This is a genomic window from Nonomuraea indica (assembly GCF_002850745.1).
Lineage (GTDB): Bacteria > Actinomycetota > Actinomycetes > Streptosporangiales > Streptosporangiaceae > Nonomuraea > Nonomuraea indica.
The window spans coordinates 464,462-485,946 of record NZ_KZ559467.1; the positions used below are offsets into that span (position 1 = coordinate 464,462).

Annotated in this window: 18 protein-coding genes; 11 read left to right on the forward strand and 7 right to left on the reverse strand. The window is 73.0% G+C overall.

Translation table 11 applies throughout. The annotated features are described in order from the left end of the window. Positions 1-38 precede the first annotated feature (38 nt). Positions 39-668 (forward strand): hypothetical protein, encoded by a 630-nt coding sequence (locus CXR44_RS06235; protein ID WP_101783904.1) that lies wholly within the window; start codon positions 39-41, stop codon positions 666-668. Then, complete coding sequence (locus CXR44_RS06240) at positions 652-1,230, forward strand: OmpA family protein (protein WP_101783905.1); 579 nt, start codon at positions 652-654, stop codon at positions 1,228-1,230. The genes CXR44_RS06235 and CXR44_RS06240 overlap by 17 nt, the downstream gene beginning before the upstream one ends. Positions 1,231-1,314: 84 nt before the next feature. On the opposite strand, the gene CXR44_RS06245 is transcribed toward CXR44_RS06240, so the two are convergent. Next, complete coding sequence (locus CXR44_RS06245) at positions 1,315-2,385, reverse strand: S1C family serine protease (RefSeq protein WP_101783906.1); 1,071 nt, start codon at positions 2,383-2,385, stop codon at positions 1,315-1,317. Positions 2,386-2,493: 108 nt separating this feature from the next. Here CXR44_RS06245 and CXR44_RS06250 point away from each other — a divergent pair, with 108 nt between their 5' ends. Further along, positions 2,494-3,378: a hypothetical protein gene (locus CXR44_RS06250; protein WP_101783907.1), complete on the forward strand. Its 885-nt coding sequence runs from the start codon at positions 2,494-2,496 to the stop codon at positions 3,376-3,378. Between the two features lie 62 nt (positions 3,379-3,440). After that, positions 3,441-5,618 (forward strand): acyl-CoA dehydrogenase family protein, encoded by a 2,178-nt coding sequence (locus CXR44_RS06255; protein WP_101783908.1) that lies wholly within the window; start codon positions 3,441-3,443, stop codon positions 5,616-5,618. Positions 5,619-5,661: 43 nt separating this feature from the next. On the opposite strand, the gene CXR44_RS06260 is transcribed toward CXR44_RS06255, so the two are convergent. Continuing rightward, positions 5,662-7,488, reverse strand: a complete 1,827-nt coding sequence (locus CXR44_RS06260; RefSeq protein WP_101783909.1) for a hypothetical protein — start codon at positions 7,486-7,488, stop codon at positions 5,662-5,664. Between the two features lie 107 nt (positions 7,489-7,595). On the opposite strand from CXR44_RS06260, the gene CXR44_RS06265 reads away from it, so the two are divergent. The 5 genes from CXR44_RS06265 to CXR44_RS06280 all read left to right on the forward strand — a co-directional run bounded on the left by CXR44_RS06265 (position 7,596) and on the right by CXR44_RS06280 (position 15,634). Continuing rightward, positions 7,596-9,380: an MmpA family trehalose lipid delivery protein gene (locus CXR44_RS06265; protein ID WP_101783910.1), complete on the forward strand. Its 1,785-nt coding sequence runs from the start codon at positions 7,596-7,598 to the stop codon at positions 9,378-9,380. A 107-nt stretch (positions 9,381-9,487) separates the two neighbouring features. Next, positions 9,488-9,622, forward strand: coding sequence for a hypothetical protein (locus CXR44_RS41620; RefSeq protein WP_281260254.1), 135 nt, complete (start codon positions 9,488-9,490; stop codon positions 9,620-9,622). 11 nt (positions 9,623-9,633) lie between these two features. Next, complete coding sequence (locus tag CXR44_RS06270; RefSeq protein WP_101783911.1) at positions 9,634-10,437, forward strand: glycosyltransferase; 804 nt, start codon at positions 9,634-9,636, stop codon at positions 10,435-10,437. After that, positions 10,434-11,555: a glycosyltransferase family 4 protein gene (locus CXR44_RS06275; RefSeq protein ID WP_101783912.1), complete on the forward strand. Its 1,122-nt coding sequence runs from the start codon at positions 10,434-10,436 to the stop codon at positions 11,553-11,555. Before CXR44_RS06270 ends, CXR44_RS06275 begins: the two co-directional genes overlap by 4 nt. Continuing rightward, positions 11,552-15,634, forward strand: a complete 4,083-nt coding sequence (locus CXR44_RS06280; RefSeq protein ID WP_180903200.1) for an alpha-(1->3)-arabinofuranosyltransferase domain-containing protein — start codon at positions 11,552-11,554, stop codon at positions 15,632-15,634. Before CXR44_RS06275 ends, CXR44_RS06280 begins: the two co-directional genes overlap by 4 nt. On the opposite strand, the gene CXR44_RS06285 is transcribed toward CXR44_RS06280, so the two are convergent. Together CXR44_RS06285 and CXR44_RS06290 are read right to left on the reverse strand one after the other, a co-directional pair. Further along, entirely contained in the window at positions 15,561-16,817 is a 1,257-nt protein-coding gene (locus tag CXR44_RS06285; protein WP_180903201.1) for an acyltransferase family protein, read from the reverse strand. The genes CXR44_RS06280 and CXR44_RS06285 overlap by 74 nt on opposite strands. Further along, complete coding sequence (locus tag CXR44_RS06290) at positions 16,730-17,521, reverse strand: class I SAM-dependent methyltransferase (RefSeq protein ID WP_101783915.1); 792 nt, start codon at positions 17,519-17,521, stop codon at positions 16,730-16,732. Before CXR44_RS06290 ends, CXR44_RS06285 begins: the two co-directional genes overlap by 88 nt. Positions 17,522-17,663: 142 nt before the next feature. Between CXR44_RS06290 and pgfA the strand changes: the two genes are divergently transcribed. Both pgfA and CXR44_RS06300 read left to right on the forward strand, forming a co-directional pair. Then, a complete protein-coding gene (pgfA, locus tag CXR44_RS06295; RefSeq protein WP_101783916.1) occupies positions 17,664-18,575 on the forward strand; it encodes a cell envelope lipid trafficking protein PgfA in 912 nt (303 codons plus the stop codon). A gap of 170 nt (positions 18,576-18,745) precedes the next feature. Then, positions 18,746-19,852, forward strand: coding sequence for an NAD(P)H-dependent flavin oxidoreductase (locus CXR44_RS06300; RefSeq protein WP_101783917.1), 1,107 nt, complete (start codon positions 18,746-18,748; stop codon positions 19,850-19,852). Positions 19,853-19,854: 2 nt separating this feature from the next. Here CXR44_RS06300 and CXR44_RS06305 read toward each other — a convergent pair whose 3' ends face one another. Genes CXR44_RS06305 through CXR44_RS06315 form a run of 3 tightly spaced genes read right to left on the reverse strand, consistent with a single transcriptional unit; the run spans position 19,855 to position 21,376 of the window. Further along, positions 19,855-20,259 (reverse strand): type II toxin-antitoxin system VapC family toxin, encoded by a 405-nt coding sequence (locus CXR44_RS06305; protein WP_101783918.1) that lies wholly within the window; start codon positions 20,257-20,259, stop codon positions 19,855-19,857. Next, positions 20,252-20,527 (reverse strand): type II toxin-antitoxin system Phd/YefM family antitoxin, encoded by a 276-nt coding sequence (locus CXR44_RS06310; RefSeq protein ID WP_101783919.1) that lies wholly within the window; start codon positions 20,525-20,527, stop codon positions 20,252-20,254. The genes CXR44_RS06305 and CXR44_RS06310 overlap by 8 nt, the downstream gene beginning before the upstream one ends. Positions 20,528-20,566: 39 nt before the next feature. Then, positions 20,567-21,376 (reverse strand): crotonase/enoyl-CoA hydratase family protein, encoded by an 810-nt coding sequence (locus CXR44_RS06315; RefSeq protein ID WP_219601685.1) that lies wholly within the window; start codon positions 21,374-21,376, stop codon positions 20,567-20,569. Positions 21,377-21,485: the final 109 nt, after the last annotated feature.

A 21,485-nucleotide genomic window follows, 5' to 3' on the forward strand; every position in this document is an offset into this window, starting at 1 on the left:
CCGGGCGCGTACCCCTGACCAGTGAAGGTGAGCAGAAGATGCGAAAGACGATCGCGCTGGCCGTCGCGGCCGTCGCGTTGGCCGGCTGCGGGATGCTGCCCGGCCAGCAGGGCGCCGGTGGCGAGGAACGGCAGTCCCAGGACACCGGCCCGCTGACCGGCCGGTCGCAGACGGTGCGGGAGCCCGCCGCCTCCGCCACCGCGCCGCAGGAGCCGGCCGCCTCCGCCACCGCGCCGCAGCAGCCCGCCCAGGGCGGCGAGGTGATCGCCAGTCGCGAGGCCAAGGTCATGGGGGGCGGGCAGTCCGGCGAGGCCCGCGTCGAGATCACCGCACTCAAGCGGCAGGGCCGGACCGTCAGCCTCAACTGGACCGTCACCGCCCTGTCCGGCAACGTCAACCTGCACAACGGCATGAGCACCGGGCCCCTGACGTTCTCGGTGGACGCCGTGTCGCTGATCGACCCGGTGAACGCCAAGCGCTACCGCGTCGCGCGCAACGGCTCCGGCAGCGACGCCGAGTGCGTGTGCTCCGCGACGCAGGGGCAGTTCCTCAAGAAGGACGAGTCCTCCACGCTGTACGCGGTGTTCGCCGCGCCGCCGCCGGACGTCACCAAGATCAATGTCGAGATGCCCATGATCGGCGTGATCACCGATGTCCCGATCTCGTAGAGCCGCCCTGGCCGTCGCGGTGAGCGCCGCGGTCGTGGGGACGGCGCCCGCCGTCGCGGCGGCCACCCCCGTGCCGACCCCGCCGCCGGGCGTGACGGGGACCGTCGAGGACCTGGTGCTGCCGGTCGAGGACATCATCGGCGAGGTCGAGTCGCTCGACGGCACCGAGAGCCAGAGCCGGCGCGGGACCGAGGTGACGCTCGCGCTGACCAGCGACGTCCTGTTCGCCGTGGACAAGTGGGTGCTGACCGCCGAGGCCAGGCGGCGCCTGGAGCAGGTGGCCGCCAAGGTGCGGGAGGAGGCCGCGGGGGGCGTGGTCCGGATCGAGGGTCACACCGACGACCAGGGCGCCGACGCCTACAACCGCACGCTCTCGCAGCGCCGCGCCCAGGCGGTGGAGCGGGCCATGCGCGGCCTGCTCGGCGACGCGGGCGTGACGCTCCAGGCCCGAGGGTACGGCGAGAGCCGCCCGAAGCTGCCCAACGTGGTCGAGGGCAAGCCGGTGGCGAAGAACCGCGCCAAGAACCGCCGCGTGGAGATCGTCTTCGACGCCCGCCAGTGACGGCCGTGCTCGTCATCCGCGCGTACACACGCCCGGGAGCTCCCCCAGCGTCACCGTTGACGGCCGTGCTCCTCCCCGCGGCCGTCACTCGCCCGGGAGCTCTCCCAGCGTCACCGTGACGGTCTCCCGGGAGCCGTCCTGCCGCAGCAGCTCCACCTTGGCCTGGGCGCCGGGCTTGAGCGTGGTCAGCACCTCGGCCAGCGCGGCCATCGTGGGCGTGTCCGCGCCGTTCACGGCCACGATCACGTCGCCTTCCTCGATGCCCGCCTTCGCCGCGCCGCCGCCCGGCTCGACCCTGGCGACGGCCGCGCCGATCGGCCGGCCGTCGGCGCCGACCACCGTGCTGCCCCGGATGCCGAGCGCCGCCCGGTGGGTGTTGGTGACCTTGCCGTCGCGCACGATCTGCGCGGCGATGTCGGTGGCGGTGTTGCTCGGGATGGCGAACCCGATGCCGGGCGCGGCCCCACCGCCCAGCTCGGGGTCGGTGGCGGCGAGCGTGGGAATGCCGATCACCTGGCCCGACAGGTCGACCAGCGCGCCGCCGCTGTTGCCCGGATTGATGGCGGCCGAGGTCTGGATCGCGTTGGCGATCGTCGCGCCCGGCGATCCGGCGGTCTGCGGCTCGGTCACCGTACGGCCGAGCGCCGAGACGATGCCGTTGGTCACGCTGCCGGACAGGCCGAGCGGGTTGCCCATGGCCAGCACCATCTGGCCCACCCGCAGCTTGGCCGAGTCGCCGAACCTGGCCGGCTTGAGTCCCTCCGGGTCGTCCACCTTGATCACGGCCAGGTCGCCGGCCTCGAAGCTCCGGACGAGCCGGGCCGGCCGCGGCTCGCCCCCGGTGGCGAGGGTCACCGTCATCGTGGTGGCCCGGCCGACCACGTGCGCGTTGGTCACGATGTGCCCGGCGGCGTCGTACACGACACCGGATCCGAGCCCCACCCGCGTGTTGATCTGCACGATCGACGGCAGCACGTCGCCGATCACCTGCTGGAACGTGGCCTCCAGCGGGTGCGCGGCGGTGCTCGTGGGGGCGGGCCCAGTGGGGGTGGCGGGGACTGGCGAGGGAGACGCCGTGCCGGCCTGCTGGAGTGCCGAGCAGCCGGAGAGCGGGATGACGACGGCGGCGCCGATCGCCGCGGCGATCCTCCTCATGGGAAGGTACCTTCCCTGGCCGGTCGCGACGACACGCCTGCGCCGTTCGCACTGCTCAGCTCGCGGGCGGGGTGCGACGGAACGACCCAAGTGACGTAATCTCGACGCATGGCGGACGTCGGTGACCAGAAACCTCCCTTCGATGCCCCCACCACCCCGTTCCGCAAGGTCGTCGCCGAGGACGAGACCGCCGTGATCCCGCGCCCGGTCTCGCGGGGGCCGTTCGTGCCCACGTCGCCTCCGCCGAAGCCGGGCCTGCTCGGGCGCGTGTCGCTCAAGTCGCTCTACCTGGTCGGTGTGTCCATCACGACCGTGGCGGCCCTCGTGCTGACGTTCACCATCTTCTCCGGCGACGGGGCGGGCGAGGACCCGGCCCAGCACGACGTGGCCGGCCTGGCGACCGTGCCCGACGCCGCCACGCCCGCCGTCAGCGCGCTCGCGCTGCCGCCGGTGCCGGCGAAGAAGGCCCTGGCGGGCCTGTCGGGCACCGCGTCGGTGGTGGCCGGCATCGTCTACGACACCAAGAACGGCATCAGCTACCCCCGGCTGGGCGCGCCGTGGCGGACCGCGAAGCACAAGCCGTTCACCCGCGCCCAGCGCGCCGGCAAAGCCGCCGATCCCGCCTCCGCGCCCGTCGCGGTGATCGGCTCGGCGCTCGTGCCGGGCGCCGCCCCGACGCCCAAGCCGTCGAAGGACGCCGACTACCGCAGGCTGGCCGTGCGCGCCGCCACGTGGACCCTGTCCCGGCAGTACCCCGCGGGGGCCAGGCTCACCTGGACCGCGTCCCAGAGGAACCCGGTGGGCGCCGGCTGGACGCTCGGTTACCGGGTGACCTACACCGTCGCGGGCCAGGCGCAGGTGTCGCAGGCGCTGATCTCGGTGGTGGAGGTGGGCAAGGCGAAGCCCGCCATGCTCTTCGCCTCGATCCCGCAGAGCGGCAGGAAGCGCTGGCGCGACCTCAACACCCTCGCCGCGCAGATTCGTCCCATCTAGTGTAGAAGCATTCTCTAGAATATGGTTCTGGGCATCACCGGGACCTGCTGGAGGATGTAGCGATGGCGATCGGGTTGAACGAGGAGCACGAGGCGCTGCGTGAGTCGGTGAGCGGCTGGGCCGAGCGGAACATCCCCGCCGAGCTGCTCCGCGCCGCCGCAGACGAGCGCCCGCCCTTCTGGCGGAGCCTCGCCGACCAGGGGCTGCTCGGCCTGCACCTGCCCGAGGAGGCCGGCGGGTCCGGTTATGGGCTGCTGGAGGCGGCGGTCGCGATCGAGGCCATGGCCGAGCGGATGGCGCCCGGCCCGTACGTGCCGACCGTGCTGGCCGGGGCCGTGATCCACGCCTCCAAGCGGCACGAACTGCTGCCCGCGCTCGCCGACGGCACGCTCACCGGCGCCGTCGCGCTGACGGGCGCGCTCACCGGCACCCGTGACGGCGACGGCGCGCTGGTCGTGTCGGGCACGGCCGAGCCGGTGCTGGGCGGCGCCCTGGCCGACGTGCTGGTGCTGCCCGTCTCCACCGACGAGGGCGAGGAGTGGGTCGCGCTCGACGCCTCCGCCGCCACCGTCACCGCGGTCAAGTCGCTCGACCTGACCAGATCCGTGGCGAAGGTCGAGCTGGCGGGCGTGACCGTGCCCGCCGAACGGGTGCTGGAGGGGGTCGAGCGCTCCGGCGTGCTCAACCTGGCCGCCGTCCTGCTCGGGGCCGAGGCGGCGGGGCTGGCGTCGTGGTGCGTGCGCTCGGCCGCCGAGTACGCCAAGGTACGGATCCAGTTCGGCCGCCCGATCGGCCAGTTCCAGGGCATCAAGCACAAGCTGTCGCGCATGCTCGTCGCCCTGGAGCAGGCCCGCGCCACCGTCTGGGACGCCACCCGCGCCGAGGGCGCCGAGCTGGAGTACGCCGCCGCGATCGCCGCCGTGATGGCGCCCGACGCGGCCGTGCAGTGCGCCAAGGACGCCATCCAGACCTTCGGCGGCATCGGCTACACCTTCGAGCACGACGTCCACCTCTACTATCGCCGCGCGCTGACGCTGCGCGCCCTGCTCGGCCCGTCCGCCGGATGGGCGGCCACCGTGGCGGCGCTGGCGCTGCGGGGCGTCAGCCGGGAGATGGAGATCGACCTGCCCGAGGACGCCGCGCCGCTGCGCGAGTCCATCCGCGCCGAGATCGCCGAGATCAAGGAGCTCGCGGGCGTGGAGCAGAAGCGGGCGCTCGCGGCGCGCGGGTTCGTCATGCCGCACCTGCCGCGGCCGTGGGGCCGGGCCGCCTCGCCGCTGGAGCAGGTGCTGATCGCGCAGGAGCTGAAGGCCGCCCGGGTCAAGCTCCCCGCCATGATCATCGGCGCGTGGGTGGTGCCGTCCGTCGTCTCGTACGGCACGCCCGAGCAGCAGGAACGCTTCCTGCCCAAGACGCTCAGCGGCGAGCTGATCTGGTGCCAGCTCTTCTCCGAGCCGGGCGCCGGCTCCGACCTGGCCTCGCTGCAGATGAAGGCCGAGAAGGTCGAGGGCGGCTGGCGGCTGAACGGCCAGAAGATCTGGACCTCCGTCGCCCACGTCGCCGAGTGGGGCATCTGCATCGCCCGCAACTCCTCCGAGGGCTCCAAGCACGAGGGCATCACGTACTTCCTCGTGGACATGAAGGCGCCGGGCGTGACGGTCCGGCCGCTGACCGAGATGACCGGCGAGAACCTGTTCAACGAGGTCTTCCTGGACGACGTGTTCGTGCCCGACGAACTGGTCGTCGGCGAGGTCGGCCAGGGCTGGAAGGTGGCGCGCAACACGCTGTCGAACGAGCGCGTGTCGCTGTCGTCCGGCTCCGGCGGCACCGGCGCGTCGGTGCCCGACCTGCTCGGGCTGGTGGGCCGGCTCGGGCGCGAGCTGACCCCCGTCGAGGAGCAGCAGGTGGCGGAGGTGGTGTGCGAGGCGCACTCGATCAACGCGCTGTCGCTGCGGGTCACGCTCAAGCAGCTCGCCGGGGCGGAGCCGGGAGCCGACGCCTCGGTGCGCAAGCTGCTGTCCACCTCGCACGCCCAGCACGTCTCCGAGACGGCCGTCGCCCTGCTGGGCGCGTCGGCGGTGGTGGCCGCCGACATGTCGCTGGGCGACGCGGGCTACTGGAACCGGGCCGTGCTGGCCACCCGGGCGATGACCATCTACGGCGGCACGACCGAGGTGCAGCTCAACATCATCGGCGAGCGCATGCTCGGCCTGCCCCGGGATCCCGAACCGGGCAGATGAGCGGCGGAGGCCGGGCCCCAGCGCCCGGCCTCCCACGGGGGTCTCACCGGCGGCCGGCCGTGACCGGCTGGAGCGGGGTGGGCGTCCCGTGCCTGGCGGGACGCGGGACACCGACCCTGATCTCGCCGACGCACGCGGTGCCGCCGTCCACGGTGCGGACGACCAGCTCGGCGCCGCCGCCGGTGACCGTGGCGAAGGTCCAGCCGAAGTCCTTGGCCGCCGGGACCGTCTCCTCGGCCCCGCCCAGCCGGACGGCGAGCCGGGTGGCGGCCGGGTTGAGATAGCCGATCTGCACCGTCCACTCCCCGCGGGGCATCGGCAGGGGCAGCGGGAAGCGCGTCTCCCGGCCCGGGACCGGCGTGCAGCCGCCCCGCTGGGGGATCGTCAGGCCCTCGACGCTCACCGGGCGCAGGCGGCCCTCCGGATCGAAGGCCAGCGGGTTGGGCAGCGGGCCGGACAGGCGCCTGGCCCAGGTCAGCGGACGGTCCGCCGCGAGCGGGCCGAGCACCTTGGAGACGCGCGCGTAGTCGTAGAAGAACTGCGGCTCGACCACCCTGGCCGGCACGTGGGCGTCCAGGATGACGGCCCCCGCCGGGGCGCGCTGCAGGGCCAGCCGGCCGGTCTCGACGTAGCTCCTGACGTGCTCGCCGAGCGGCAGGCGGGCGTACGCCGTCACCGACCACACCGACCCGGCCGCGACCGCCGCCGCGAGGGGGATCCAGGCGTGCCGGAGCCGGGGCGGCGGCCGCAGCCAGGGCCGCTCCTCGCCCTGCACCGGGATGAACGCCAGCCCGACGACCAGCGCCAGCACGACGGCGGTGGAGGAGACGTACCTCAGCTCCATGCCGCCGAGGTCGGGCCCGAGCTGCGCCACCCGCCCGATCATGACGGGCACCACGTCCGCCAGCACGAAGTAGGCCAGCAGCGTCAGCCACGCCAGCCAGGCCCGCCGCCGGTAGACCAGCGACGCCGCGACGGCGACGGCCGCGACGCCCAGCGCGGCCCACATCGGCGCCGGGGGAGTGGCGGCGATGGCGTAGTCCTCCGTGATCGGATGCCAGCGCCACGGCCCGCCCAGGGCGGCGGGCACGAACGAGCCGCTCAGCAGTTTCCAGGCGAAGCTCGCCGCGACCGCCGGGTCGGGCAGCGCGGGCCGTACCGTGTCGTTGGTGAGCTGCACCGAGGTGAAGAGCTGCCGGAAGAAGACCGCCGCATAGACCGCGATCACGGCGAGGTACAGCAGCCACGCGGGCCGGCGCCGGGCGCGCGGCAGCCACCCCACTGTCAGCACGAACGCGAGCACCAGGATGAACGGCGCCTTGACGTAGAAGACCATGCCCAGGACCGCCCACCCGGCTGTGGCGACGGCGTACCGGAACCTGCCGGTCCTGGCGTGCAGCACCTGCGAGCCGAGCGCCATCGGCAGCGCGACCTGGAACGGCAGCGTCTCGATGACCACGGCCCACCACGACAGCGACGAGATCGTCATCGGTGTCAGCAGGTAGAGCCCCAGCGGCACCAGGATGGCCGGGCGCGCCCCGAACAGCAGCTTGAGCAGCCACAGCAGCGCCAGCCCGGCCGCGGCCTGCAGGCCGATCGTGATGGCGTGCGCCAGCACGTCGTTGTAGACGCCGAGCCGGCCCATCGCCCAGTGGACGGCGAACGGCCCCGGCACGAGGTGGCCGTAGTCGACGCGCATGAGGTAGTCCCAGGACAGCTCCTGTTCCAGCCCGCGGGCGATGAAGGTGAAGTCGTCCTGGCGGAAGTACGTCCGCCGCACGAGGCCGAACTTCCAGACGAGCTGCACGACGATCATCACGATGGCCGCGGCCAGCACGATCTCGCCGCGTTCTCTCGGACGCGTTCCCACCGTCTCCCCGCTCGTCGACCGGCCTGGCCTGTCCCCTATGCCCGGAACCTTAACTAGGTGGGCATTCATGCGGAATGCCCGTTGTGTGGTTGTGATGTCATAGCGGGATGTTCCGCACCCCGCTCCGAGCAGGGCCGGCCGCAGCGCTGCTCGGCCTGGCCCTGGGCTGCCTGGCGCTCGGGCCCGCGCTGGGATGGGGGTTCGTGCTCGTCCAGGACATGGTGTTCGTGCCGGACCCGGCGTTCTCCCGGTTCACGTTCGGGCTGGCGGGGGGCGCGCCGCGGGTGGTGCCCAGCGACGCCGTGGTGACGGCCCTGTCGGCGGTGCTGCCCGGCGAACTCGTGCAGAAGGCGATCCTGCTCGGCGTGTTCGTGCTCGGGTGTGCGGGGGCGGCGCTGCTCGTGCCCGCGCCCGGCCTCGCGCCGAGGCTCGTCGCCGGGACGTTCTACGTGTGGAACCCGTACGTGGCCGAGCGGCTGCTCATGGGGCAGTGGGCGCTGCTGCTGGGGTACGCGGGGCTGCCCTGGGTGGTGGCCGCGGCCTGTTCGGCGCGCCCCCGGCCGGCGGGAGGGGGGCGCACGGCCCTGGCGATGCTGCCGGCGGCCGTGGGCGGGTTCGCCGCCATGACGGTGACCGCCCTGGCGGCCCTGCCGGTGGCCGCCGCCAGGTCCCGCGCGCGGGCCGTGCGGGTGACCGCGGCGCTGGTGGCGTTCAGCCTGCCGTGGCTGGTGCCCGCGCTGCTGAGGCCGGGGACGGTGACGGGCGACCGGGTGGGGGTGGAGGCGTTCGCCGCGCGGGCCGACACGCCGTTCGGGACGGTGGGCAGCCTGCTGTCGCTGGGCGGGATCTGGAACGCCCACGCGGTCCCCGCCGGGTACGAGACCGTGGCGGGGGCGGTGGCCCGACTGGTGCTCGCGGTGGCGGGGATCGCCGGGTTCGCGTGCCTGGCGGGCTTCGGCCGCAGGCGCCGCCCCGGGCAGGCCGGCGTGGCGCGGGAGGGCGTGGCGCGGGAGGGCGTGGCGCGGGAGGGCGTGGCGCGGGAGGGCGTGGCGCGCGAAGGCGTGGGGGAGGGGCCGGTGGCCTTCCGGGTGGGGCTGGCGGTGGCGGCGGCGGCCGGGTTCGGCATCGCGTGTCTCGGCGTCACCGAGCCGGGCCGGGCGGCGCTCGCCCGGCTGATCGGGGTGTGGGGCGGGTTCGCGGTGTTCCGGGACGCCCAGCAGTTCCTCGCCCCGCTCGCGCTGCTGGTGGCCGTCGGCCTCGGCCTGCTGACCGCCGCCGCCCAGTCGCCGGGCGCGCGCCGGTCGGGGGAGCCGCAACCAGGGGAGCCCCGGCTGGGGGAGCCTCGGCCGGGGGAGCCTCGGCCGGGGGCGCGCTGGGCGGGTGTCATGGCGCTGGTGCCGCTGGCCGTCCTGCCGACCCTCGCATGGGGCGCGGCGGGCGCGCTGGAGGCGGTGCGCTACCCCGGCGACTGGACGGCGGCGCGCGAGGCGATCCGGCGTGACGGCGAGCCCGGCGACATCCTGGTCCTGCCGTTCGAGTCCTACCGCCGCTTCCCCTGGAACGGCGGCCGGGCGGTGCTGGACCCGGCCCAGAGATTCTTCGCCGTGCCCGGCCGCGACGTGGTGGCCAACGACACCGTGCGGGTCGGGACGATGGTCGTGCCGAGCGAGGACGAGCGGGCCCGCGCAATAGAACGTGTACTAGAAAGATCCTCGCCAGACCTGGCCGCACAGGGCTTCCGGTACGTCGTGGTGGACGCCGGTACCCCCGCGGAGCGCTCCTCAATCGCGACGCTTCTGAACCGTGCCCGGATCATCGTGAACGGACCTGACCTGCGGTTGTATCGTTTCGATGGCCCCGTGGCGCCGGGCGCGCCCGAAACGGGCTATTGAACGTTGAGTTTATTAAGATTTCGTTTAGCTACTTCCGAGTAGCAAGAATTGGTTCTAGGTTGGTGTACCGCCCCCGATATGCGTCAGTGCCCGAGGAGGAACCCCCCGTGATGAAGATCCTCTTGGCGGCGATCGTAGGCGTTGCCGTGGCAGCCCTCGTGGCGACGGTCACGACCGTCTCCTTCACAGGCGCCACGGCGACGCCGGTCAACCAGCCGCTCTACAACTACGGCGACCGGTAGAACCAGCCGCCATGCCGCCCTCCCTCCAAGGGGACGAGAGGACGAGCCGACGACCACTGCTCGAGATCGTCATTCCCGCGTACAACGAGGAAGGACGACTCCCCGGGGGGCTCCTGCAGCTGTGCGCGAAGCTTGCCCGCATGCCGTTCCCGACCGCCGTCACGGTCGTCGACAACAACAGCACGGACGCCACCGCCGAGATCGTCAGGACGTGGCCGCGGGGACCGGTGCCGGTCCGCCTGGTCGAGTGCCCGATCCCCGGCAAGGGCGCCGCCGTCCGCGCCGGGCTGCTGCAGACCCGCGCGCCCTTCGTCGGCTTCTGCGACGCCGACATGGCCACCGACCTCGACGCCATCGACGTCGCCTTCGGCCTGCTGCTCACCGGTGAGCGCGTGGTCGTCGGCTCGCGCGCGCACGCCTTCTCCGACGTGGAGAACCGGCACAGCCGCATCCGCGAGCTGGGCGCCGTCGGCTTCAGGTCGCTCGCCAAGGTGCTGGTGCGCGGGGTCAGCGACACCCAGTGCGGGTTCAAGTTCTTCGACGGACCGCTCGCCCGCGAGGTGGCCGCCCGGCTGCGCACCCCCGGCTTCGCCTTCGACGTCGAACTGCTCGCCCGGTGCGCCGAACGCGGCGCCGGCATCCACGAGATCCCGGTGCAGTGGCGCGACATGCCGGGTTCGCGCTTCTCACCGGCCCGGCACAGCGCCGGCATCCTGCTGGAGCTCGGCAGGATCTGGCTGACGCTGCGCACCGAGCCGCGCACCGCCGCGCGGCCCGGCTGGGAGCCGCCGCTCGACCCCGTCGGATATCCGTGAACGTCGCCGTCGTCAACTGGCGTGATCCGTGGCATCCGGCCGCCGGTGGCGCCGAGACGTACGCCTGGGAGATGGCCCGCCGCCTCGCCGCGGCGGGCCACCGGGTCTGCTTCGTCACGGCCCGCGCCCCCGGCCAGCGGGCCGCCGATCGGATCGACGGCATCCGCGTCGCCCGGATGGGCGGCGCCTTCACCGTCTACGCGCGGGTGCTGCTGTGGCTGCTGCTCCGGCGCGACCTCTTCGACGTGGTGCTCGACTGCCAGAACGGCATCCCGTTCTTCACCCCGTGGGTGCTGCCCCGCCGGACCCGCGTGATCTGCGTCGTGCACCACGTGCACGACCGGCAGTTCGGCGTGCACCTGCCGCGCTGGCTGGCGGCTGTCGGCAGGTTCCTGGAGGGGCCCGCCGCGCGCCGCACCTACCGGCGGCACGACAGCGTGGCCGTGTCGCCCTCCACCGTGACCGCCATGCGCGAGCGGCTCGGCTGGACCGGGCCCGTGCACATCATCCCCAACGGGGTGACCGTGACCACCACACCTGCCGGACCGCCCCTGCCGCATCCCGCCCCGCGGCTGGTCTGCGTGGGCAGGCTCGTCGCGCACAAGCGGGTCGCCCTGCTGCTCGACGCGGTGACCGAACTGCGGCGGCGCTGGCCCGCCCTCACCGTGGACGTCGTCGGCCGCGGACCGGAGGAGGCGGCACTGCGCGCCCGGCTGCCGGAGGGCGTCACGCTGCACGGCTACCTGTCCGAGGCGGACAAGGAGCGCCTCATCGCCTCCGCCTGGCTGCACGTGACCGCCTCGCAGGGCGAGGGCTGGGGGCTGTGCGTGCTGGAGGCCGCCGCGTTGGGCGTCCCCACGGTCGCCTTCGACGTGGACGGCCTGCGCGACGCCGTACGGCACGGCGAGACCGGCTGGCTCGTGCCCGAGGGCGCCGACGCGGCGGTCAACCTGGCCAAGGGCATCGCCGCGGCCCTCGACGAACTGCACGACGGGCGCCGCGGGGACTACGCCGCGCGGTGCCGCGACTGGGCGGCCCGGTTCCGCTGGGACCGCAGCGCAGAACGCATGGCCGCCCTCATGCAGGGACGGACCCCGCCTGCCTGGGAGGAGCGGTGAGCGAGAAGGTACGGCACAGGTTCTGGCTGGCGATCTGCTGTCTCGGTTTCGCCGTCCTGTCGTTCACCACCGAGCCGGGCAGCATCATCGGCGACACCAAGATCGATCTGGCGCTGAACCCGATCGGCTGGCTGGAACGCGCCGCCCACCTGTGGGATCTGCAGCACTTCGGCCAGCTCCAGAACCAGGCCGCGGGATACCTGTTCCCGATGGGCCCGTTCTTCGCCCTCGGCGACCTGCTCGGCGTCGCGCCGTGGGTGACGCAACGGCTCTGGCTGACGCTGCTGCTGTGCGTGGCGTTCCTCGGCGTGGAGCGGCTGGCCAGGCAGCTCGGCGTCGGCACGCCCGGCACCCGGATCGTCGGCGCCCTGGCGTACGCGCTGGCGCCGCGCGCGCTGTCCATCCTCGGCGAGATCTCCATCGAGTGGCTGCCCGCCGCGATGCTGCCGTGGATCCTCATCCCGCTGCTCACCGCGGCCGAGACCGGCCAGCGGGCCCGCGGCGCGATCAGGTCGGGGCTCGCCGTGGCCCTGTGCGGCGGCGTGAACGCGGTGGCCGTGCTGGCCGTCCTCGTCGGCCCCGTCATCTACATCCTCACCCGGCCGAGACCGGTGCCGCGCTGGCGGATGCTCGGCTGGTGGACCGGCGCCGTCGGCGTGGCCACCCTCTTCTGGTGGCTGCCGCTGCTGCTCGTCGGCCGCTACGCCTTCTCCTTCCTGCCCTACACCGAGACCGCCGCCACCACCACGCAGGTCACCTCGCTGACCAACGTGCTGCGCGGTGCGTCCGACTGGGTCAGGTACCTGACCGTCGGCGGCGTGGCCGAGCAGCCGCCCGGCTACGCCATCGCGACCGCCGCCGGCATGGTCGTCGTCACCGGGCTGCTCGCCGCCCTCGGGCTGGCCGGGCTCGCCCGCCGCGACCTGCCCGCCAAGGGCTTCCTCGCCGCGCTGTTCCTCGTGGGCGTGACCGCGCTGGTCGCCGGGCACGTCAGCGCGCTGGAGCCGATCGTCGCCGAGCCGGTGCGCTGGCTGCTCGACGGGCCGCTCGCGCCGCTGCGCAACCTGCGCAAGTTCGACCCGCTGGTGCGGCTGCCGCTGGCCCTCGGGCTGGCCCACCTGCTGGCCGCGGTCGCCGGGCGGATCCGGGTGCCGGTGCGGGCGGTCGCCCTGGTGGCGTTCGCCGGGCTCGTGCTGCCCGTCTTCAACCAGGGGCTGGCCGCCCCCGGGGGGTTCAAGGAGGTGCCGCTCTACTGGAAGGAGGCGGCGGCCTGGGTCAACGAGAACGCCGGCGACGACGGCGTGCTCGTCGTGCCCGGCGCCAAGTTCGGCGAGTACCTGTGGGGCCGGCCCATGGACGACCCCATGCAGCCGATGTTCCGGGGCCGCTGGACCACCCGGCAGGTCACGGCCGCCGGGTCCGTCGGCATGACCCGGCTGCTCGACGCCATCGACCAGCGGCTCACCGCGGGCCACGGCTCGGCCGGGCTGACCGAGGTGCTGCGCCGCATGGGCGTGCACTACCTCCTCGTACGCAACGACCTCATGCGCGCCCACCTCCAGGGGGCCTGGCCGACCAGGATCCACGAGGCGCTGCGCGAGTCGCCGGGCATCACCCGCGTCCGCTCCTTCGGCGGCGAGGTGGGCGACGCACTGACCGACGACGTCGTCGAGTCCGTCGACTGGCCGTTCCCGGCGCTGGAGCTGTACGAGGTGACCGGCGCCGCCGACCTGGTCGGCGTGCAGCCGGCCGGCGAGGCGCTGCGGGTGCGCGGCGGCCCCGACTCCCTGCTCACCATGGGCGACCTCGGCCTGCTCGGCACCGGCCCCGTGCTGGTCAACGACGACGCCGCCAAGCAGGAGGCCCCGGCCGTGGTGTCCGACGGGCTGCGGCTGCGCGAGCGGCAGTTCGGCGAGATCCGGACGAACTGGACGCCCACCCTGCCGGCCGACCGGCGGGCCGACTTCACCGGCGTCAGGGAACTCGACCTGCTGGACGAGGGATGGCTGGACGAGGCCGCCACCGCCGAGTACGAGGGCATCTCGGCCATCACCGCCTCCTCCTCGGTCGCCGACGCCGACGCCGTCGCCGGGCTCAGCACGCCCGGCCGGGGCCCGTGGGCGGCCATGGACGGCGACTACGAGACCGGCTGGGAGAGCGGCGGCTGGACCCGCCCCCAGGGTGAGTGGCTCCGCGTCGACCTGCCGCAGGAGCGGCGGATCCCCCGCTTCCAGGTCGTCTTCACCAACAACGTGCTGCTCGGCCAGTCGATCAAGCGGGTGGCCGTGGAGACCGCCGCCGGCCGCCTGGTGCAGGACGTGCGGCAGACCAACGACCCGCAGTGGCTGCGCGCCCCGGGCGGCCCGACGAGCTGGCTGCGGATCGAGGTCGTCGAGACGTACGGCAAGAGCTGGAGCTTCGTGCAGCGCGTCGGCATCAGCGAGATCACCATCCCCGGCGTGCTGCCGGGCCGGACGATCCGGATGCCCGGCGAGGGCGGCGAGGTCTTCGTGATGGACCGCGGGCTGGACGGCCGCCCGCAGTGCATGCGCAACCGCGACCGGTGGATCTGCAACCCGCTGCTCGCCCGGCCCGACGAGGAGGGCGCCGGCTTCGACCGGACCTTCACCAGCGACAGCAAGCGCCCGGCCGACGTGCGGGGCACCGCCGTGCTGCGCGACGCGGCGCTGGTCGACCGCTACACCCGCCTCAGCGACGACCTCACCAAGGTCGAGGGGTCGTCCCAGGTCAGCAAGGAGGCGGTGGTCGCGCCGCGGTCGGCGTTCGACGCCGACGCCGCCACCACCTGGATCCCCTCGCCCAACGACGGCGACCCCACGCTCACCCTGAGCTGGAAGGGCAGGCGCACCATCTCGCGCATCCAGGTCGCCCGGCCCGGCGGCGACCGGCAGCCGCTCGACATGATCGTGGCGGGCGACAAGGGCGTGCTGCGCAGCGGCCGGGTGGACGAGCGGGGCTTCCTGACGTTCAAGCCCGTCACCACGAGCCGGCTCACGCTGCGCTTCTACGCCGCCTCGCGGCGCCTCCAGGTCACCGAGCTGATCATTCCTGGCGTCAGCCCGGCGAGCCGGCCCGAGGGCATCCCGTTCCGGCTGGCCTGCGGGCGCGGCCCGCAGCTGCAGATCAACGGCAGAGCCGTGCCGACCCGGGTCAACGGCACCTACGCCGACCTGCTCGAACAGCGGCCGGTGCGGTTCACCGGCTGCTCGCGGGCGGCTCTGGCGGTGGGCGACAACCGGGTGCGCGCCGCCGGCTGGGACCCCTTCGGCATCACCAACCTCGTCGTCGGCAAGCTGCCCGAGCAGCCCGCCTCCGTCGAGGGCGGCGCGGCCACGGGCACCTGGTCGCCGTCCGTGCGGGAGGTACGGGTCAACGCGCCCAAGGACGCGTTCCTCGTCGTCAACGAGAACCACAACGCCGGCTGGCGGGCCACCATCGACGGCCTGACGCTGCGGCCCGCCCGGATCGACGGCTGGAAGCAGGCCTGGGAGCTGCCCGCCGGCACCTCGGGGACCGTGCGGCTGGAGTACACGCCGGACCGGCCCTACCGGCTCGGCCTCGGGCTCGGGCTGGCCGGGATCGCCCTGCTCGCCGTCCTGTCCCTGGTCATGCGCGGGCCGCGTCCCGAGCACGTGCTGGAGACGGCGCCGGCCGCCGCCTCCCGCCTGTCGCGCTGGCGGGTGCCGTACGCGATCGCGCTGGGGCTGGCGTTCGGCGGCTGGGTGGCGAGCTGGCCCGGCATGGCCGTCGCGCTCGCCGCCGTGGTGGCCGGGCTGTGGCTGCGGGACCGGCCGCCGGCCGCCCGGCGGGCCGTGCCGTGGCTGGTGGGCCACTGGGTGGCCGCCGGGCTGTTCGCCGGGGCGACGGCGTCGCTGGCGCTGGCCATGGCGCTGCGCGACTACGCGACCGACGTGGAGCCGCTGGCCGACCACATCCCGCAGCTCCTCGCCTGCGCCGCGATGGGCGTGCTGTTCGCCCAGCTCGTCACGGAACCGGAGCCGCCGGACGAGACGCCGGAGCTTCGGGAGGCGGAGCCGGTGCTGACGAGCGCCCGGTGAGCCGCAGCGCGTTCTCCTCGACGAGGTGGTAGCTGGCCACGCTGACCAGCATCGTGCCGGCGAAGGTCAGGATCGCCACCTTCACGAAGTCGCCGCTGAACGCCTCGGTGCCCGTCGCCTTGTAGTAGAGGGTGATCACTGGGGCGTGCCAGAGGAAGAAGCTGTAGGAGATGCGGCCCAGGTAGGCGGTCACCGGGTTGCCGAGCACGCGGTGGCGCAGCGAGTCGCGCCGGGAGGCCAGCGCGAACGGCGCCACCACGAGGACGGCCACCGCCGTCTCCAGCGCCATGCGCCACAGCGACTGGCCCATGCTGGGCAGCGTGAGCGTGCGCGGCCCGGCCAGCTCGGTGCTCAGCACCACGTACAGCAGCAGCGCCAGCACGAGGAGCTGGGGTGCGAGCGCGTCCACCGCCCGGCTCTCCCTGATCCACACCGACACCACCGCCATCGCCATCCCGGCGGCGAAGTAGATGAGGTGGTGCGGCAGCCACAGGGCGAGCTGCGGCTGCTCCAGCACGTGCGTGGCGACCACGCTGAGCACGGAGACGACCGGGAGGACGGCGATGCCGGCCAGCAGCCGCAGCGGCCGGTTCGCCGCCGGCCCGCCCCGGCGTGTCCAGCGGTGCAGCAGCCAGGCCAGCGCCGGCAGCGCCACGTAGAACGCCATCTCGATGGGCATCGTCCACATCTGGTAGAGGCCCTCGGGGGCCCGGCCCTGCTCGAAGTAGTTCTGCAGCAGGAGCAGCCAGGTCAGCCAGTCGGCCCAGTCGAGGGCGCTCCAGCTCCACATGGCCAGGGCGAGCACGGTGACGACCCAGTAGGCCGGCATCACCCGGAGCACGCGCCGCCACAGGTAGCGGCCCGGCCTGGGGGACGGGGTGCCGAGCAGGACGGCCTTCGCCCACGGCCGGTAGAGCAGCAGGCCGGACAGCAGGAAGAAGATCGGCACGGCGATGCCCAGGCGCGTCGTCATCCAGGCGAACATGCCGTCGCGGTACATCACGCCGGTGTTGCCGGCGACGTGCAGCACCCAGACGCCGAGTGCGGCGAGGGCGCGGATGCCGTCGAGAGCGGCGTCCCTGCGGGCGGGCTCCGTCAGCGGGGCGGGTTCGACGGGCCGTGGCTCGTCGGCGGGGGCGGACTCGGGGGCGTGCGCTTTCTCAGGACCAGGACCAGGTTCCACGTGGCGAACTCCCTGACGATCGGGACCTTGAGCATCGGGCGGTACCACCAGGGCAGGTAGCGGGGGAAGGCGTCGACCACCTCCACCTGCCGCTCGCCTCTCGCCCAGCGCAGGCCGTCGGCGACGGAGACCGGGTAGAGGCTCCGCCCGTAGTGGTTCTTGGGCGGCTTGCCGTACTTTTCCTGATATTTCTGGGCGGCCCGGTGGCCGCCCAGGTAGTGCCAGGGCGACGTCTCGTGTCCGCCCCAGGGGGAGAGCCAGTTGGTGTACGCCAGGAAGACGAGCCCGCCGGGCCTGGTCACCCGGACCATCTCCGCGGCCATCCGCCACGGGTCGGGCACGTGCTCCAGCACGTTGGAGGAGAAGCAGACGTCCACGGCGCAGTCGCGCAGCGGCAGGTCGAGGGCGCTGCCCAGCAGACCGCCGCCGGGCGCGCCCTGGCCCGCCAGCTCTCCCGCGTCCACGTCCACGCACAGGCACCGCGCGCCGTGGCGGCGGAACTCCGTGGCGAAGTAGCCAGGACCGCCGCCCACGTCCAGCACCAGCCGGTCGGCGAGGTCCGTGTACTGCCGCAGCAGCGCCGCGGTGTCGGCCGCCAGGGTCGTGTAGTACCCGTGGCCGTCGCTCTGCTCGGAGCGGAACGCCCGGAACAGCCGGATGGACCGCGCCAGGTCGGCTCGCCTGGACATAGTTCCCGCTTTCATAGGGAAGCCACGATAGAACCTGTTTCTATCAATTTGATTGCGGCTCCGTACCGGCCGGTGACGCATGTCACTCACTGTCATACTTTGATGCCGGACGTATCGGCAAGACGACAACAGGTTCTAGGGATCGCGGAGGCCTTTGATGGGTCGTATCTCCACGCTCGTCCTCATCGGGGTCGGCGCCTTCTTCATCGCGCTGGCGCCGTTGCTGAAGTTCTGGGCGGCAGAGAAGATCATCTCAGCCCCGGCGGACCAGTTCGGCATCTCGCGCCTGGAGGCCAAGGGGGCCCAGTACTTCTCGCGCCAGGACCTCAAGGTGCTCACCGCCGACCTGGACATCATCGTCACCACCCGCGGCGACGTGAAGGAGGCCGACTCCAGCCGGGTGGTCTGGGACGAGGCCACCGTGGTCAACGACGTCACCAACGGCCGGCGCCAGATCGACCTGAGCGAGCGGCGCAGCGCCTTCGACAAGTACACCGGTGAGGGGCTCAACTGCTGCGGCGTCAACGTCGGCAAGGCCCCCGTGACGCTGGAGGGCCAGATCTACAAGTTCCCCTTCGGCACCGAGCAGAAGACCTACAAGGTCTTCAACTCCACCGCCCAGAAGGCGTTCGACGCCCAGTTCGTCCGCGAGGACTCCGTCAACGGCCTGCCCGTCTACGTCTTCGAGCAGACGGTGCCGCCCACCAAGACGCAGACCCTGACCGCGCCGGCCTCCGTGCTGGGCATGGACGACTCCGGTGACGTGCAGGTGGACCGCTGGTACGACGGCAAGGTCACCTACTGGATCGAGCCCGTCACCGGCGCCCCGGTCAAGCAGGAGCAGCAGCGGCACGAGGTGCTGAAGACCCAGGACGGCGTCGAGCGCTCGCCGGCCTTCGTCGCCACCGCCAAGATGACCGACAAGACCGTGGACGAGCTCGTGACGTCGGCCCAGGAGGGCAAGAGCCAGATCAACCTGCTGACGAACGTCATCCCGCTGGTGTCGCTCGTCGTGGGCGTCGCCCTGGTGCTGCTCGGCGTCCTGCTGGGCCGCCGCAGCACGACCTGACCGCCCGAGCTCCCGAGGGCCCGCCCCCGTGCGGGCCCTTTCTCGTTCCCGGGGTTGTCACGGTCAGTAACTAGAACGTGTTCTCATTGCATGTTACTGGTCGGTACCGACGGAAGGTTCTAGAGTAGAACGCGTTGCAGTTCGCCGTTCTGCGGACGTATTCTCGGGCCATGCGGACACGTGTCACGGACATGTTCGGAATCGAGTTGCCCATCTTCGCCTTCAGCCACTGCCGCGACGTGGTGGCGGCGGTCAGCCGGGCCGGCGGGATGGGGGTGCTGGGAGCCCTCTACTTCACCCCCGAAGAGCTCGAGACGGAGCTCAAGTGGATCGACGACCACGTCGACGGCAGGCCCTACGGGGTCGACGTGGTCATGCCCGCCTCCTACGAAGGAGCCGAGTTCGCCGCCGACGAGCTGGTCGGGCGGTTGCAGGCGATGATCCCCGAGGGGCACCGGCGCTTCGTGGAGGACCTGCTGGCCTCCCACGGGGTGCCGCCGCTGTCGTCCGACGCCGACGCGGGCAAGGTCCTGCTCGGCTGGACCGACGCCACGGCCCGCCCGCAGGTGGAGGTGGCGCTCCGGCATCCCATCGCGCTGCTCGCCAACGCGCTCGGCCCGCCCCCGGCCGACGTCGTCGAGCTGGCCCACACCCACGGCGTGAAGGTCGCCGCCCTCGCCTCCACCCCGCGCCACGCGCTCAAGCAGGTCGAGGTAGGGGTGGACGTCGTCGTCGCCCAGGGCACCGAGGCGGGCGGGCACACGGGCGAGATCACCACCATGGTGCTCATCCCCCAGGTCGTGGACGCCGTGGACGTGCCGGTGCTCGCCGCCGGGGGCATCGGCAACGGCCGCCAGATGGCGGCCGGCATGGCGCTGGGCGCGGAGGGCGTCTGGACCGGCTCCCTGTGGCTGACGGTCGAGGAGGCCGACACGCCCGAGATGGCCAGGCGCCGCATCCTGCAGGCCACCTCCCGGGACACGGTCCGCTCCCGCAGCTGGACCGGCAAGCCGGCCCGGCTGCTCAGGAACGAGTGGACCGACGCGTGGGAGTCGCAGGAGTCGCCGGGGACGCTGCCGATGCCGCTGCAGTTCATGCTGGTGTCCGACGCCCTGCGCCGCATCGGCCGCTCCGACGCCGCCGAGCTTGCCACCTTCCCGGCCGGGCAGATCATCGGCATCACCAACCAGGTGCGCTCCACCCGCGACGTCATGTACGCCCTCGTGGAGGAGTACACCGAGGCCCTGGAACGCCTCGGCCGCCTCACGGACGCCTGACCTCACACGGGAACGACGGTCAGCAGATCCTCCAGGCCGGCGAAGTCGTCGGTGGTCCGCGTATAGAGGGGCAGCCCCCGGCTGGACGCGATGGCCGCGATCATCAGATCGACGCGCCGTGGCCGGGGGTCGCGCTTGGCCGCGAGCGTGAGGGCGACGAGGCTCCCGTATCGGGACGCGGCGTCGGCGTCGAAGGGGAGCGGCTCGAAGTCGCCCACGGCGGAACCCAGCTTCTCCAGGCGGGCGGCCCTGACGGCCGCCGACTTGGCCATCGCGACACCCTGGTGCAGTTCGGCGAGCGTGATGGCCGTGATCTCCGGGAGTGCCGGAAGGGCGTCCGCGGAGAGGTCGGCCAGGTCGATGAAGACGCAGGTGTCGATGACTCCTCGGGGGTGCCGCTCAGGCACGGCGCCGCTCCCAGGGATCCTCGCCGATGATCTCCTCGCCGCCGAAGACGTCGTCCGCCTCGCGGCGCATGGCGGCGTAGTCGACCTGGGGGAGCTGTCGATGCTTCGCCACGAGCGCTTCGGCGCTGAGCCGGCGGTGGCGCGGCAGTGGACGGAGCTCCGCCACCTCGACCCCGTTTCGGGTGATGTGGAAGGTCTCGCCTGCTTCAACCTGATTCATGACGGCAGCGGAGTCGTTGCGGAACTCCCGTTGCGTGATGACCTTCATACCTCCACTGTAGCGCTGTGTAGCCCCAGGTGCTACGGATCAGTGGCCCTCGTAGGTGGCGGGGCGCTTCTCCTTGAAGGCGCGGGTGCCCTCGCGGGCGTCGGCTGAGCCGATCACCGGCCAGCCGAGGTCGTCCGAGACCTTGAGCGCCTCCGGCTCCGGCATGCCGAGCGTGTCGCGGTAGGTGCGCAGGATGGCCTGGACGGCGAGCGGGCCCGAGGCGGCCACGTCGGCGGCGACCTCCAGGGCCACGGCGAGCGCCCGCCCGTCGGGCACCACCCGGTTGACCAGTCCCATCGACAGGGCCTCGGCGGCGGTCACGGCGCGGCCGGTGAGGAGGAGGTCCATGGCGTGGCAGTACGGGATCTGGCGGGGCAGCCGGACGGCGCTGCCGCCCATGGGGAACAGCGCCCGCTTGGCCTCGAACAGCCCCAGCGTGGCCGACTCCGCCACGATCCGCAGGTCCGTGCCGACGAGCAGCTCGGTGCCGCCCGCCACCGCGTGGCCCTCCACCGCGCAGACGATCGGCTTGGTGGGCAGGTCCTCGCGCAGCAGGCCCTTCCAGTGGAAGTTGGGGATGCGGGCGGCGCGGGCCTGCACCTCGGGGTCGTCGGACGGCTGTCCCATGGCCTTCAGGTCGGCGCCCGCGCAGAAGGTGCCCTCGGCACCGGTCAGCACGGCCACCCGGACGTCGTGCTCGGCCGACACGTACGCCCAGGCGGAGGCGAGGCCGACCAGCATGTCCGAGGACAGGGCGTTGCGGGCCTCGGGACGGTTCATGGTGACGACCACGACGTGGCGGTCGCGTTCGACGCGGCAGTGGGGGGTGCTGATCGGCAGGAGCTCCACGGACGCCTCCACAGGAGTTGAATCAAGCGCTTGTTCGGTCAGGATCATACTCCCGGCCGGTCCTCGCGAAACCCTGTAATCAAGCGCTTGCTCTGGTCTTCTTTCCCGG

Bases quoted from the DNA above. Each gene is read 5' to 3' on its own strand.
- CXR44_RS06235 (WP_101783904.1), top strand. From the start codon at position 39: ATGCGAAAGACGATCGCGCTGGCCGTCGCGGCCGTCGCGTTGGCCGGC.
- CXR44_RS06240 (WP_101783905.1), top strand. From the start codon at position 652: ATGTCCCGATCTCGTAGAGCCGCCCTGGCCGTCGCGGTGAGCGCCGCG.
- CXR44_RS06245 (WP_101783906.1), bottom strand. From the start codon at position 2,385: ATGAGGAGGATCGCCGCGGCGATCGGCGCCGCCGTCGTCATCCCGCTC.
- CXR44_RS06250 (WP_101783907.1), top strand. From the start codon at position 2,494: ATGGCGGACGTCGGTGACCAGAAACCTCCCTTCGATGCCCCCACCACC.
- CXR44_RS06255 (WP_101783908.1), top strand. From the start codon at position 3,441: ATGGCGATCGGGTTGAACGAGGAGCACGAGGCGCTGCGTGAGTCGGTG.
- CXR44_RS06265 (WP_101783910.1), top strand. From the start codon at position 7,596: ATGTTCCGCACCCCGCTCCGAGCAGGGCCGGCCGCAGCGCTGCTCGGC.
- CXR44_RS06270 (WP_101783911.1), top strand. From the start codon at position 9,634: ATGCCGCCCTCCCTCCAAGGGGACGAGAGGACGAGCCGACGACCACTG.
- CXR44_RS06290 (WP_101783915.1), bottom strand. From the start codon at position 17,521: ATGAAAGCGGGAACTATGTCCAGGCGAGCCGACCTGGCGCGGTCCATC.
- pgfA (WP_101783916.1), top strand. From the start codon at position 17,664: ATGGGTCGTATCTCCACGCTCGTCCTCATCGGGGTCGGCGCCTTCTTC.
- CXR44_RS06300 (WP_101783917.1), top strand. From the start codon at position 18,746: ATGCGGACACGTGTCACGGACATGTTCGGAATCGAGTTGCCCATCTTC.
- CXR44_RS06310 (WP_101783919.1), bottom strand. From the start codon at position 20,527: ATGAAGGTCATCACGCAACGGGAGTTCCGCAACGACTCCGCTGCCGTC.